Annotated in this window: 13 protein-coding genes; 11 read left to right on the top strand and 2 right to left on the bottom strand. The window is 68.1% G+C overall.

The window, feature by feature from the left end; genetic code table 11:
- The first annotated feature begins 24 nt into the window (after positions 1-24).
- Positions 25-333 carry a hypothetical protein gene (locus tag ACWCOV_RS40695; RefSeq protein ID WP_449834729.1) on the top strand — a complete coding sequence of 103 codons (309 nt, stop codon included), beginning with the start codon at positions 25-27 and terminating at the stop codon, positions 331-333.
- 136 nt (positions 334-469) lie between these two features.
- Here the strand turns inward: ACWCOV_RS40695 and ACWCOV_RS40700 are convergent, their stop codons facing one another.
- On the bottom strand, positions 470-2,272 hold the full coding sequence (locus ACWCOV_RS40700) for a bifunctional metallophosphatase/5'-nucleotidase (protein WP_449834730.1): 1,803 nt from the start codon (positions 2,270-2,272) through the stop codon (positions 470-472).
- 115 nt (positions 2,273-2,387) lie between these two features.
- Between ACWCOV_RS40700 and mshD the strand changes: the two genes are divergently transcribed.
- From mshD to ACWCOV_RS40715, 3 genes are all read left to right on the top strand, one after another.
- Positions 2,388-3,305, top strand: coding sequence for a mycothiol synthase (gene mshD / locus ACWCOV_RS40705; protein WP_449834731.1), 918 nt, complete (start codon positions 2,388-2,390; stop codon positions 3,303-3,305).
- 204 nt (positions 3,306-3,509) lie between these two features.
- Positions 3,510-4,112, top strand: a complete 603-nt coding sequence (locus tag ACWCOV_RS40710; RefSeq protein WP_449834732.1) for a DUF6318 family protein — start codon at positions 3,510-3,512, stop codon at positions 4,110-4,112.
- Between the two features lie 161 nt (positions 4,113-4,273).
- The gene (locus ACWCOV_RS40715) at positions 4,274-5,014 is read left to right on the top strand and encodes a PKD domain-containing protein (RefSeq protein ID WP_449834733.1); all 741 of its coding nucleotides are present in this window, start codon (positions 4,274-4,276) and stop codon (positions 5,012-5,014) included.
- Here the strand turns inward: ACWCOV_RS40715 and ACWCOV_RS40720 are convergent.
- Positions 5,011-6,072, bottom strand: coding sequence for an alpha/beta hydrolase (locus ACWCOV_RS40720; RefSeq protein WP_449834734.1), 1,062 nt, complete (start codon positions 6,070-6,072; stop codon positions 5,011-5,013). The genes ACWCOV_RS40715 and ACWCOV_RS40720 overlap by 4 nt on opposite strands.
- Before the next feature lie 84 nt (positions 6,073-6,156).
- Between ACWCOV_RS40720 and ACWCOV_RS40725 the strand changes: the two genes are divergently transcribed.
- The 7 genes from ACWCOV_RS40725 to ACWCOV_RS40755 all read left to right on the top strand — a co-directional run.
- Positions 6,157-8,316 carry an RNA degradosome polyphosphate kinase gene (locus tag ACWCOV_RS40725; RefSeq protein WP_449834735.1) on the top strand — a complete coding sequence of 720 codons (2,160 nt, stop codon included), beginning with the start codon at positions 6,157-6,159 and terminating at the stop codon, positions 8,314-8,316.
- A gap of 9 nt (positions 8,317-8,325) precedes the next feature.
- Positions 8,326-9,204 carry an NUDIX hydrolase gene (locus ACWCOV_RS40730; protein WP_449834736.1) on the top strand — a complete coding sequence of 293 codons (879 nt, stop codon included), beginning with the start codon at positions 8,326-8,328 and terminating at the stop codon, positions 9,202-9,204.
- 142 nt (positions 9,205-9,346) lie between these two features.
- Positions 9,347-9,820 carry a bifunctional nuclease domain-containing protein gene (locus ACWCOV_RS40735; RefSeq protein WP_433165628.1) on the top strand — a complete coding sequence of 158 codons (474 nt, stop codon included), beginning with the start codon at positions 9,347-9,349 and terminating at the stop codon, positions 9,818-9,820.
- A 298-nt stretch (positions 9,821-10,118) separates the two neighbouring features.
- Positions 10,119-11,243: a phosphate ABC transporter substrate-binding protein PstS gene (gene pstS / locus ACWCOV_RS40740; protein ID WP_449834737.1), complete on the top strand. Its 1,125-nt coding sequence runs from the start codon at positions 10,119-10,121 to the stop codon at positions 11,241-11,243.
- A 119-nt stretch (positions 11,244-11,362) separates the two neighbouring features.
- Positions 11,363-12,556, top strand: coding sequence for a phosphate ABC transporter permease subunit PstC (gene pstC, locus ACWCOV_RS40745; protein WP_449834738.1), 1,194 nt, complete (start codon positions 11,363-11,365; stop codon positions 12,554-12,556).
- Positions 12,553-13,473 carry a phosphate ABC transporter permease PstA gene (pstA, locus tag ACWCOV_RS40750; RefSeq protein ID WP_449834739.1) on the top strand — a complete coding sequence of 307 codons (921 nt, stop codon included), beginning with the start codon at positions 12,553-12,555 and terminating at the stop codon, positions 13,471-13,473. The genes pstC and pstA overlap by 4 nt, the downstream gene beginning before the upstream one ends.
- Before the next feature lie 22 nt (positions 13,474-13,495).
- The coding region (locus ACWCOV_RS40755) for a phosphate ABC transporter ATP-binding protein (RefSeq protein WP_449834740.1) at positions 13,496-14,033 on the top strand (538 nt) is incomplete at its 3' end.

Genomic DNA, 14,033 nt, shown 5'->3' on the forward strand with positions numbered 1-14,033 from the left:
TCGGTCTTTCACGGAAGGTGACCGATGGCGCACGTTGCTCCGACTTCGCATCGCCGTGCGGCCCGCGCATCGCATCGCGGGCATCGCAGTGAGGACGGGCCGATCCAGCTGACGACCTGGCTGGGGCTCACGTTCGCGATGATTCTCGGCCTGGTGCTGACCGCACGGTCGCACGTGGGTGTTCACGCGGCCGGCGTGACGCTGCTGGTGATGCTGGTGCCGTTGACCGTGGCCGTGTTCGGCGCAGCGCTCAAGCGCGGGATCGGCTCCGGCAAGGCGGCTTTGTCCACAGCCGTCGCCCTGACCTTCGTCCTGCTCAAGTTCTTCCTCTGAGCGATCGCCTCCGCTCACGCACCCGCCGGACAGCAGGCTCCGGCGGCACGGCGACGACGCGGCCTACCTGATCGCGGTCACCGCCGGCGTGCCGGTACGCCGTCGCTGAACGACGCACCGGCACCTCGTCAGCTGCTCAGGAGCCGATGGAGATCCGGTCGGTGGCGACCGGGGTGTAGGGGTCGTGCGCGGTCAGGTAGTTGGCGAAGGCGTCGATGTCCAGGCCGCCGAAGAACTTGTTCGTCGCGGTGGTGAAGGCCGGGAAGCCGTCGCCGCCGTCGGACAGGAAGTTGTTCGTGACGATCCGGTACGTCGTGCCGTCCACCAGCGGCTGCCCGGCGATCTTGATCGACCCGGGCACCACCTTCGAGCCCGCGGCCGCGGCCGGGTTCCAGGTGTAGGTGATGCCGGCCACCTGGAGCACCTTGAACTTGGGCGCCTCCGGACCGTTCACCCCGGAGAACTGCTGCTCGAGCAGCGCCTTGATCTGCGTCCCGGTCATGTCCATCGAGACCAGGAAGTTGTTGAACGGCTGCACGGTGAACGCCTGCCCGAAGGTGACCTCACCGGCGTTCGACGCCAGGTCGGCGCGGATACCGCCCGGGTTCATGAACGCCACCACCGGCGTCTTCCCGCCCGTCACCACCGACGGATCCGCGAGCTGGGCGTCGGCGATCAGGTTGCCCAGCGGCGATTCGAGCGACTCGTCCGCCGTACGCGAGACCGACGTGTTTCCGGCGGCCAGGTGCCCGATGACCTTGTTCGCGATCGGCGCGACCAGGGTCTGGTACTTGCTGATCAGCGCGGTCGTGCGAGCGTCCTTCGCCACGTCCTGGGTGACGATCTGGTTGTTGGCGACCGTGTTCGCCCGGTCGACGTCACCGGTCTTGTTGTCGATGCTCAGCCGCACCTCGGTGACCAGCTTGCCGAACGAGGACGCGCTGGTGACGAGGCGCGGCTGGCCGGCCTTGTCCTGCAGCGTGCAGTTGTAGCCCTGGTGGGTGTGGCCGGAGATGATCGTGTCGATCTCCGGGTCCAGGCCGGCGTTGATGTCGACGATCGGGCCGGAGATCCCCGGGCAGCTGTTGTACGCGCGCGGGTCGGCCGGGAAGCCGCCCTCGTGCAGCAGCACGACGATCGACTCCACGCCCTTCTTCTTCAGGATCGGGACCAGCTTGTTGGCGGTCTCGATCTCGTCGGTGAAGGTCAGGCCCTCGACACCGGCCTTGGTCACGATGTTCGGCGTGTTCTCCAGCGTCATGCCGATGAAGCCGACCTTGCGGCCGTCCTTGAAGGTCTTGATCTTGTACGGCGCGAACAGTGTCTGCTCGGTGTTCTCGAAGAACACGTTCGCCGCGAGGTACTTGAACTTCGCGCCGGTGAAGGGCCGCTGCGGGTCGGGGCAGGAGTTCTGGTTGTCCTGCCCGTCGCCGTCCGGCAGGCAGCCGCCGGTCTGCATCCGGAGCAGCTCGTGCCAGCCCTCGTCGAATTCGTGGTTGCCGACGGAGGCGATCTCCAGGCCCATCCCGCTCAGCGCCTCGACCGTCGGCTCGTCGTGGAACGCGGCCGACAACAGCGGCGAGGCGCCGATCAGGTCACCCGCGGCGACGGTGACGGACTGCTGACCCTTGGCCGCCGCGGCCGCGCGCATCTGCTTCAGGTGCGTCGCGAGGTACTCGGCGCCGCCCGCCGGCGTGCCGTTCACGTTGCCGCTCGAACTGGTCGGGCTGTTCGGCGCCAGGTTGCCGTGGAAGTCGTTGATGGCGAGCAGCTGGATCTGGGTGTGCGTCGGCTCGGGTTTCGCCGTCGCCGTCGTGGTCGCTGCCTGGGTCACGGTTCCCCCCGTGGCCAAGCCGAGCACCGCGGCCGTCCCCGCGGCCAGCAGGCCGATCGCCCGCCGTCCCCGCAACCGCGTCCTGTCTCGTCCTGTGAAGGCCATGTCTACTCCGTCGTAGGTTTGGTCCGCTGGTGTGCGGTGCCGAGAAATTACCCGACGTGACGCGGCCCTTCCAAGGACCTGAGCATGAACTGGCCCGGACCTTTACGGTATTCCGGTGACCCTCGAAGCCGTTCCCTCACCGTTGCCCTCGGCCACTGCCTCGGCCGTCACGGATCTCGCCCGCGCGGCCGCACAGAGCGACGGGGTGAACCCGCTGTCCGAGCGCACCATCCTGCACCTCGACGGCGAGCACCCGGGCGACCTCCACGTCCTCGCGTACGACGGCGACACCGGCACGATCGAGGTCTCCGGCCTGCAAAGCGCACGAAACCTGATCGGGTACGCCGCCCTGTCACCAGACGGCTCGGCCGAACTGGTCGTCAATCCCTCATTCCGACGGCAAGGGATCGGTACGGCGCTTCTCCGCATGCTGATCGACCACGGTGGATCACGTCTCCGTGTGTGGGCACACGGACGGCTGCCTGGCAGCGACGCGCTCGCGCAGCGGCTCGGTCTGGAAGTCACGCGGGAGCTCTACTTCCTCCGCCGTACCAGAGCCTCCCTGCCCGAACCGGTCTGGGCGGACGGGATCGCCGTACGGACGTTCGTCCCCGGACAGGACGAGGCAGCGTGGCTGGAGGTGAACAGCCAGGCCTTCGCGGACCACCCGGAGCAGGGCAACTGGACGGCCGAGGACCTGGCCGAACGACTCCAGCAACCGTGGTTCGACGCAGCCGGCTTCTTCCTGGCCGTGGACTCTTCTAATGGCGCACTGGCCGGCTACCACTGGACGAAGGTGGAGGAAGGAGTAGGAGAGGTGTACGTCGTCGGCGTCTCCCCCGCCTACCAGGGCCGCGGCCTAGGCAAGGCCCTAACCCTCCAAGGCCTGCACTACCTCCAAGAGGACCGCGGCCTAGACACCGTCGTCCTCTATGTAGACGGCACCAACACCGCAGCCCGCGCCCTCTACACCAACCTCGGCTTCACCACAGCCGCCCTGGACGTCCAGTTCGCCCCCACCAATCCCCTGTGAACGACATCACAACGAATCCACCCGCTCACTTCGCGTCATAACCCCCACCCACCCCCGTCCCATCCACACCAGGAGCCGTCCGAGCCTCTAACCCCCCAGCCGGGCGGCTCCTGGCCACGCACTTATCCACAGCCCCCAACCAAGCACCCGCAAGCAGGTCCCCACCCACCGTACGATCGTCCCGACTACGGAGGGCAGACACTCGTGACTAACCGCAACAAGACGTTCTTCACCTGGCTAGCCGCAGCTGCAACCGCAACAGCACTCGCAGCCTGCAGCCCCGGCTCTCCAGAAGCCGGCCGCCCGAATACAAATCCTCCGACCAGCTCGGGTTCACCCTCGACCACGATCTCCGTGCCGTCGTCGCCTCCTCAGGCGACGCCTCCGCAGCGACCGGCGGCCGCGGTCGGCCTCACGCTCTCGGCCGGAGAGGCGTTTGTGAAGTACTACGTCGGATTGCTGAATTACGCGTCGACAACGGGCGACGTCCAACCTCTGCTGTCGGCAAGCGAGAGCGGATGTCGCCAATGCAAGCTCTACGCGAACTATGTCCAGGGAGTGAATGCGGCCAACGGCGGCCTGAGCGGTGATTACGTTGAACGGGTCACCGACGTCCCGGATCTTTTTCGCGGAGACAGCGGCCGCCTCGGCGGCTATGCGGCCGTCACGATCGGCGCCTACACGTCGAAGGATTCGCCATCAGCGAAGCCCGTGACGAGCACAGTGCGGACGTACAAGCGCGAATTCACCTTGTCTCCGCAGCAGGGCTCATGGGTGATGTATGAGATGGAACTGGTTCCCCAATGACGTCTCGACCGGTATCGCGCGTCCTGTCGGCTTCCCTGCTGATCGGGACCCTGGTGTGCGCCCCAAGCCCGGCGGGCGCGATCCATGACGCACCTCTGACGTCGGCCAACAAGCCCTCGCCTCCACCGGTTTCTGGCGTTCCAACCCGCGAAGGACTCCGGGTGAACACCGAGGACCGCATGATTCATCGCAAGCCGTCCTCGTCCGGGAACAAGCCTCGTGACGGGTCTGCCCAGGACACACGCCATCAAGGACACATCGGTGACCCACCGCGCCGAGACAACCCGCCGACTTCGAGCGCTGATCAGTTCAAGATGAACATCGGTATCTGCGGTCGGCAGATGCCTGATGGGACCTTTCCAGGCCCGGCGAGATGTACTCCTCCTGAACCGGATGAGCCGGAGATGTCGCGGCGGACGTTGCCGCCGGAGGTTGTGGTGCCGCGGCCGGAGGACGTGACCTGGGAGCAGGTTGTGGCGGAGTCGAAGGCTGTGTTGTTTCCGAGGTTGTCGGTGAAGGTGCAGCCGAAGGGGCGGACGCTGGTGAATCTCGACACGATTGTTTACACGGACGCGAGCAAAGTGACGACGAACACCGTGACGCTGCTCGGGTTTCCGGTGGTGGTTGAGGCGACGCCGATGAGTTACAGCTGGAACTTCGGGGACGGGTCGCCGGTCCGCCGTACGACGACTCCTGGCAAGCCGTATCCGTCGAAAGACATCACGCACAAGTACATGAAGCGCGGGGCGGTGGGGCTGTCCGTGACTACGCACTACGCGGCGCGGTTCAACGTTGCGGGGACCGGTTGGCAGTACGTCGAGGGGACGGTTCCGGTGACCGGGCCGGTGACGCCACTCACCGTTCGGGAGGCGGTGCCGGTTTTGGTGGAGCCGGGGAGTTAGAGGTTGAGGGCTTGGTTCAGGTGGGTGGTTAGGGCGGTGTGGGCTTGGCGGGTGGTGCCGGGGAGGGATTGGAGGCTGTAGTGGCCGTGGGTCAGGGAGGGGTGGGGGTGGTGGGTTACCTGGACGCCGGCGGCTTGGAGGGCTTCGGCGTACTCGTGGCCTTCGTCTCGGAGGGGGTCGAAGCCGGCGGTGGTGATGTAGGCGGGTGGAAGGTCGGAGAGGTCTTCGGCGAGCAGGGGTGAGATCAGGGGGTTGGGGCGGATCGAGGGGTCGGGGGTGTAGTGGTCGCGGTACCAGATGATGTCTTCCTCGGTCAGGATGAAGTCGCCTGCGCCGAAGAGGTCCCGGCTGGGGCGGCGGCCGACCAGGTCGAGGGCGGGGTAGAGCAGGACCTGGAGGGCGGGCCGCGGGAGGTCGCGCCATACGCACTGCTGGGCGACGACGGCGGCCAGGTTGCCGCCGGCGCTGTCGCCGCCGACGGCCACGAAGGCCGGGTCGGCGCCGAGGTCCTCAGCGTGGTCGACGGCCCAGGTGAAGGCGGCGATGGCGTCTTCGGCCGCGGTCGGCGCGGGGGCCTCCGGGGCGAGGCGGTAGTCGACGGACAGCACCCGGATGCCGGCGTCGTCGGCGATCGAGCGGCAGAGCGAGTCGTGGGTGTCGAGGTCGCCGACCACCCAGCCGCCGCCGTGGAAGAACACGAGCAGGCCGCGACCGGCGGCGCGCGGCACGTACAGGCGGGCGCCGAGCTGGCCGTCGGCGCCGCGGACGGTGAGCTCGGTCACGCGCTGTAGTTCGGGCGGGTGGCCGGCGACCAGCCGGCACAGCGTCCGCAGGTGCGAGCGGGCCTTGGCCACCGAGGATTTGGGGGTGTCCGGCAACAGTCCCTTCACCCGCAGGAGCAGCTGCAGCTCCGCGTCCAGGGTGTTGCCGTCGATCTGGACCGGTGCACCGGCCAGCCGGCGCCGGACGGCCGTGGGCAGCGCGTACAGCGGCGTCAGGGCATTCGTCTGTACGGCGTTGACCGTGCCGCGGAGCAGCGAGTCCAGTCGTGGGTTCACAAGGAGTGACGCTAGCAACAAGTGCCGGGCAGACGACATAAACCACCATCTGGTGCGGCTACCTGGAGTTCACCAAAGGATGGGATGCTGGTCTACGTGGCTGGAGACTTGCTGGCATCCCACAACCGGGAGTACGACGTCGAGCCGCCGTACGACATCACGGCGGCCGGTGACCTTCCCACGGACCGGTTCTCGGACCGGGAGCTGAGCTGGCTCGCCTTCAACCAGCGCGTCCTGGAGCTCGCCGAGAACGACCGGATCCCGCTGCTCGAGCGGGCGAAGTTCCTGGCCATCTTCGCCAGCAACCTGGACGAGTTCTTCATGGTCCGGGTGGCCGGCCTGAAGCGCCGGATCGCGGCCGGGGTCGCGGTGAAGGCGGCCAGCGGGCTGATGCCGCGCGAGGTGCTCGACCGCAGCCTGCGCAGCAGCCGCGAGCTGATGGACCGGCACGCCGAGACCTGGCGGAAGACGGTCCAGCCGGCGTTGACCGAGCAGGGCATCGACATCCTGCGCTGGGACGACCTGGAGCACTCCGAGCGCGAGGAGATGACCCGGTTCTTCCGGGACCGGGTGTTCCCGGTGCTGACCCCGCTGGCGGTCGACCCCTCGCACCCGTTCCCGTACATCTCCGGCCTGTCGCTGAACCTGGCCGTCGTGGTCCGCAACCCCGACACCGGCGGCGAGCACTTCGCCCGGGTGAAGGTGCCGCCGCTGCTGCCGCGGTTCATCCCGGTGGCCGAGGGCCGGTTCGTGCCGCTCGAGGACGTCATCGCGACCCACCTGGGACAGCTGTTCCCGGGGATGGAGGTCATCCAGCACCACACCTTCCGGGTCACCCGCAACGAGGACCTGGAGGTCGAGGAGGACGACGCCGAGAACCTGCTGGCCGCGCTCGAGAAGGAGCTGCTGCGCCGCCGGTTCGGGCCGCCGGTCCGGCTCGAGGTGGAGGAGTCGATCGACCCGCAGGTGCGGGCGCTGCTGCTGTCGGAGCTGGGCGTCACCGAGGCCGAGGTGTTCGAGCTGCCCGGCCCGCTGGACCTGCGCGGCCTGTTCGCGATCGCCGGCCTGGACCGGGCCGAGCTGAAGTACCCGGCGTTCGTCCCGTCCACGCACCCGCACCTGGCCGAGGTGGAGACCTCCAACCCGGCCGACATGTTCCACGCGCTGAAGCAGCGCGACGTCCTGGTGCACCACCCGTACGACTCGTTCTCGACCAGCGTCCAGCGCTTCATCGAGCAGGCCGCGGCCGACCCGCACGTGCTCGCGATCAAGCAGACGCTGTACCGGACCAGCGGTGACTCCCCGATCGTGGACGCGCTGATCGACGCCGCCGAGGCCGGCAAGCAGGTGCTGGTGCTGGTGGAGATCCAGGCGCGGTTCGACGAGCAGGCGAACATCAAGTGGGCCCGCCAGCTGGAGCACGCCGGCTGCCACGTCGTGTACGGCGTGATCGGGCTCAAGACGCACTGCAAGTTGTCGATGGTGGTCCGCGACGAGCCGGACGGCCTGCGCAGGTACGCCCACATCGGCACCGGCAACTACCACCCGAAGACCGCCCGGCTGTACGAGGACCTCGGGCTGCTGACCAGCGACAAGGTGGTCACCGAGGACATCGCGCACCTGTTCAACCACCTGTCCGGGTTCGCCCGCAGCGCCGGCTACCGGCGGATCCTGGTCGCTCCACAGTCGGTACGGCGGGGGCTGGTCGAGCGGATCGACCGCGAGGTCCAGCACCACCTGGCAGGCCGCCCGGCCCGGGTCCGGATCAAGGTGAACAGCCTGGTCGACGAGGCCCTGTGCGACGCGCTGTACCGCGCGTCGCAGGCCGGCGTGCCCGTGGAGCTGTGGATCCGCGGCATCTGCACGCTCCGTCCCGGAGTCCCGGGGCTGTCCGAGAACATCCAGGTGCGCAGCATCCTCGGCCGGTTCCTCGAGCACAGCCGGGTGTTCTCCTTCGAGAATGGCGGCGAGCCGGAGGTGTGGATCGGCTCGGCCGACCTGATGCACCGCAACCTGGACCGCCGGGTCGAGGTGCTGGTCCAGCTGAAGGAGCAGGACCACGTCGCCGAGCTCCGGGAGTTGTTCGACCTCGCCGTCGACGAGAGCACCGGCTCGTGGTGGCTGCAACCCGACGACACCTGGCAGGCCAGACTCACCGGTCCGGACGGCCAACCGCTGCGCGATCTGCAGGAAAGACTCATCGCCACGCGTGGCCGCCGCCGAACCGCTGACCCCATTACCTAGGGTGATTCCATGAGCAACCCGGCGACCGTCATCGCCGCGGGTGGTGTCGTGTGGCGTGAGCGCCGCGGCACCCGGCAGGTGCTGCTCGTGCACCGGCCCCGGTACGACGACTGGTCCCTGCCGAAGGGCAAACTCACCATGCACGAGCACGTGCTGGTCGGTGCGCGCCGTGAGATCGAGGAAGAGACCGGACTGCAGGTGGTGCTCGGCCCGCCGCTCGGCGTGCAGCGCTACACGGTCCGCAAGAACGGCGGGACCGCGCAGAAGCTCGTGCACTACTGGTCCGCCACACCGCTCGACGACGCAGAGTTCGAGCCGAACAGCGAGGTCGACGAGGTCGCGTGGCTGCCGGTGGACAAGGCGCGCACCAAGCTGAGCTACCCGCGTGACGTGGACATCCTCGAGTGCCTCGGTCGCGTCGTACCTGTCGTCTCGACGCTGGTCCTGCTCCGGCACGCCGAGGCCATCAGGCGGAAGGACTGGGAAAGCAAGGACACGTCCCGGCCGCTCAGCGTCAACGGGACCGGTCAGGCCGAGCGACTGACCGCCGTACTGGGTGCGCTCGGGGCCAACCGGCTGGTCAGCAGCGACGCGGAGCGCTGCGTTGCGACAGTCACGCCGTACGCCGCTTCGATCGACAGGCACATCCACCTGTGGCCGGAGATCTCCGAGCGTGGGTTCGAGGCTGACCCTGAAGCGATCAGCGGGCTGGCCGAGAAGGCGTGGAAGCAGGACAAGGTGACGGTGGTGTGCTCGCACCGGCCGGTCCTGCCGGCTCTGGCCCGCGAGTTCGGGTTACGGGTGGGCAAGTTCTCGCCCGGGGCGTTCTTGGTCGCACACCGGCTGGGTGACGGACGTCTCATCTACGAGCGGTTCAGCGCTCCGTAGAACGTACCTGCAGCACGGGTCGGTGACGATCCAGGCACAGCCGCCGGGGCGGCCGAATGCCACTGGAGGTGGCGGGTATGTTCCTACCGAGGAACCTGGCGCCCCACCGGGCCCGGGTCTGAGGAGAGGTTCGGGGCGCACCATGACGATGATGCGAGAACTGACACTGATCGGGATCCGGATGGAATCGCCCAACCGGGCCCCGGTGATGATGCTGCGCGAGACCGAGGGCTACCGCTACCTGCCGATCTCGATCGGCTCGGTCGAAGCGACCGCGATCGCCTACGAGGAGCAGGGCCTGCGTCCGTCGCGGCCGCTCACCCACGACCTGATGCGCGACCTGATCCAGGCGTTCGGCGTGCACATCGAGGCGGTCGAGATCGTCGAGCTGCGCGACGCCGTGTTCTACGCCGAGCTCGTGCTGGCCAACGGCGCCCGGGTCTCGGCCCGGCCGAGTGACTCGGTCGCGCTCGCGGTCCGCCTCGGCACTCCGATCCGCTGCACGGAACAGGTACTGCGCGAAGCCGGCGTCGCCACTCCGGAGGAGGAGCAGGCCGAGCTCGAGCGCTTTCGCCAGTTCCTCGACGGCGTCGCCCCGGAGGACTTCTCCAGCTGACCCGCCCGATTCCGGCCGGGTCGACTTCACCGGCATGATGCTGACGGGCAGCAAGGCGTTCACGTTGACAGAGCGCTGAGCGTTACCGAAACGTGAGCCAACGGACGTTTGGATCGACGGAGAGTCACGGCTCCTAACTCAGTTCACCTGTTGGCCGCCTGGCGGCACGCCAAGCGTCGCCGACGCTATCGAAACCGTTCACCGGTCGTTCACCGACGACGGACCGGTCGGACACCTGCTCTCCCTACCGTCTGTGGAAGTTCAAGAAGTCTGATTCCCGCAGAAGGGCAACACTCTCGTGTCCGTCAATCGCCTGCTCCGCGTCGGCACCGTCGCCGTGGCTTCCCTCGGCGTCCTCGCTCTGAGCGCTTGTGGCAGTGACCCGGAGCCGTCCGGTTCCTCCAGCCCGGAGGGTTCGGCCTCGACCGCCGACTGCCCGCAGGGCACCCTGAACGCAGAGGGCTCCTCGGCACAGAAGAACGCCATCGAGGAAGTCATCGCCAAGTACAACGAGAAGTGCGCCGACGTCACGGTGAACTACAACCCGACCGGTTCCGGTGCGGGGATCAAGCAGTTCAACGCGGCCCAGGTCGACTTCGCCGGGTCCGACTCCGCGCTCAAGACCGAGGCCGCCGACGGCGACTCCGAGGCCGCGGCCGCGGCCAAGCGCTGCCAGAACAACGCGGCGCTGAACCTGCCGATGGTGATCGGCCCGGTCGCCATCGCCTACAACGTCGACGGCCTGGACAAGCTGGTCCTGGACGGCGCGACCGCCGCCAAGATCTTCCAGGGCTCCATCAAGACCTGGAACGACCCGGCCATCGCCAAGCTGAACGCGGGCGCCACCCTGCCGTCCGCCCCGATCTCGGTGTTCTTCCGCTCCGACGAGTCCGGCACCACCGAGAACTTCACCAAGTACCTGGCCGCCGCCGGCGGTGGCGCCTGGACCGGCAAGCCGGCCAAGAAGTGGACCGGCACCGGCGCCGGCAAGGAGAAGTCCGCGGGTGTCGCCGAGGGCGTCAAGAGCACCAAGAACTCGATCACCTACGTCGAGTGGTCGTACGCCGTCGACAACAAGCTCGGCGTCGCCCAGGTCGACAACGGCTCCGGCACCCCGGTCGAGCTGACCGCCGAGACCGCCGGCAAGGCGCTGGCCGCCGCGAAGGTCAAGGGCACCGGCAACGACCTGTCGATGTCGCTGGACTACGCGACCAAGGAGGCGGGCGCGTACCCGATCATCCTGGTCACCTACGAGATCGCCTGCAGCAAGGGCCTGCCGGCCGAGAAGACCGCGCTGGTCAAGAGCTTCCTGAGCTACTTCGCCAGCACCGAGGGCCAGGCCTCGCTGACCGAGCTGAACTACGCGCCGCTCCCGGACGAGATCCGGACCAAGGTCGACGCGGCGATCCAGTCGATCAGCTGACGAAGAACCAGCAGTGATGCGAGCCCCGGCCGGTCCGAGTCATCGGAGGCGGCCGGGGCTTCGCCTCGTCGGACCCGAAGCACACAGAGCCCACGAACCAGGCGCTTGGAGCACCATCGATGAGTAGTCCAGACGGCACGGAACCGCCCGACCGGCCGGCCGGCGAGGCCGCCGCTGAGAAGGACCCCCGGATCGAGGACCTGGTCCACGAGCCGGCCGGACCCACCCCGCACTTCGAAGGGCTGGCCGAGAAGCACGCCGGACAGCAACCCGCCGAGAGCGCCGCCGCGGCGGTGGAGACCAAGGGGCCGAAGCTCGAGCTCGGCCCGGTCGGTCACCTCGGCGACCGGTTGTTCGCCGGCCTGGCCAACGGCTCCGGCGGCCTGGTGATCGCGATCGTCGCGTTCGTCGGCATCTTCCTGCTGGCGCTGGCGATCCCGGCCCTGCTCGACGACCAGAGCAGCTTCCTGTTCTCCCGGGTCTGGGAGCCCGGCGGCGAGCAGCCCCGGTTCGGGATCGCGGCGCTGTTCTACACCACCGTGATCAGCTCGATCATCGCGATGCTGATCGCGGTCCCGATCGCGGTCGGCGTTGCGCTGTACATCACGTACTACGCCCCGAAACGGCTGGCTACCCCGGTCGCGCACGCGGTCGACCTGCTGGCCGCCGTGCCGTCGATCATCTACGGCCTGTGGGGCATCCTGTTCTTCGCGCCGGTGCTGCGCCCGGTGATCGACGGGCTGTCCTCCGCGCTCGGCTGGATCCCGCTGTTCGAGAAGCCGCCGGGCGACAACGTCGGCGTCGTGTTCACCGCGTCGGTGGTGCTGGCCATCATGATCCTGCCGGTCGTCACCGCGATCAGCCGGGAGATCTTCGCCCAGACGCCGATCTCGCACCGTGAAGGCGCTCTCGCCCTCGGCGCGACCAAGTGGGAGATGATCAGGATGTCCGTGCTGCCGTACGGACGGTCCGGTGTGGTGAGCGCCTCGATGCTCGGCCTGGGCCGAGCCCTCGGTGAGACCGTCGCGGTGCTGATCATCCTGTCGGTGCCGAACGCCAACGACCCCTGGAACTCGTCGATCTTCGCCGGCGGCGAGACGTTCGCGTCGAAGATCGCCAACAACGCCGCCGAGTTCGACTCGCCGGAGAAGACCGGTGCCTACATCGCGGCCGGCCTGGTGCTGTTCGTGGTGACGTTCCTGGTCAACTCTGCGGCCCGGATCATCGTCGCTCGCAGCGGTCCGGGCGGGAAGCGTTCGCGCCGCAACCGCAGCGCGGGCGCAGCCGCCGCCAAGGAAGGAGCCGTGGCATGACCACACTCGCAGCGAACAAGCCGGCGTACGACGGGCAGGCGCTGGACCTGACCGGGAAGTCGGGTGCCCGGGCTTTCCGGAACACGCTGGCCACGGTCCTGATCACGCTGGCGTTCGTCCTCGCGCTGATCCCGCTGCTCTGGATCCTCTGGACCGTCATCAGCAAGGGGTACAGCCTGCTGTTCGACGCCGGCTGGTGGGGCGAGTCACAGCGCGGTATCACCGTCCGGCGCGAGGGAGGCGGCGCCTACCACGCGATCATGGGCACCCTGATCATGGGCCTGATCACGGCCCTGATCGCGGTCCCGATCGCCATCCTCGGCGCGATCTACCTGGTGGAGTACGGCAAGGGCACCAAGATGGCCCGGGCGGTCAGCTTCATGATCGACATCCTCACCGGTGTCCCGTCGATCGTGGCCGCGCTGTTCGTCTACGCGGTCTGGATCACGGTGTTCGGCTTCAACCGGGTCGGCTTCGCCGTCTCGCTGTCGCTGGTGCTGCTGATGCTTCCGGTCGTACTGCGCTCCACCGAGGAGATGCTGAAGCTGGTGCCGGACGAGCTGCGCGAGGCGTCGTACGCGCTCGGGGTGCCGAAGTGGAAGACGATCCTGAAGGTGGTCGTGCCGACCGCGTTCGGCGGCATCGTCACCGGTGTGATGCTCGGCCTGGCCCGCGTGATGGGCGAGACCGCGCCGCTGCTGATCCTGGTCGGCTACTCCAAGAACATCAACCTGAACCCGTTCGACGGGTTCATGGGCGCGCTGCCGACGATGATCAACCAGGACCGGACCGAGCTGGCCCTGCAGCCGGCCGCGGACCGGGTCTGGGCGGCGGCGCTCACGCTGATCCTCCTGGTCCTGACCCTCAACCTGCTGGCCCGGCTGGTCGCCCGGTTCAGCACCATCAAGTCGAAATAGTCACGAGAGGTTCTGAGTCGATATGGCTAAGCGCATCGAGGTCAGTGGCCTCAACGTCTACTACGGCGATTTCAAGGCCGTCGAGGACGTGTCGATGACGATCGAGCCCCGCTCGGTCACCGCGTTCATCGGCCCGTCCGGCTGCGGCAAGTCCACCTACCTGCGGACCCTGAACCGGATGCACGAGGTGATCCCCGGCGCCCGGGTCGAGGGCAAGGTCATGCTGGACCAGCAGGACCTGTACGCGACCGGGGTCGACCCGGTGGCGGTCCGCCGGGTGGTCGGCATGGTGTTCCAGCGGCCGAACCCGTTCCCGACCATGTCGATCTTCGACAACGTCGCGTCCGGGCTGAAGCTGAACGGGGTCAAGGACCGCAAGAAGCTCAACGAGGTGGTCGAGCGGTCGCTGAAGGGCGCCAACCTCTGGACCGAGGTGAAGGACCGGCTCGACAAGCCCGGCGCGGGCCTGTCCGGTGGTCAGCAGCAGCGGCTGTGCATCGCCCGGGAGGAGCACGATCAGGAGGCCGCTGACGACGAGCATGGTCACCGATGGGAGGCAG

It is taken from the genome of Kribbella sp. NPDC002412, from assembly GCF_053592935.1.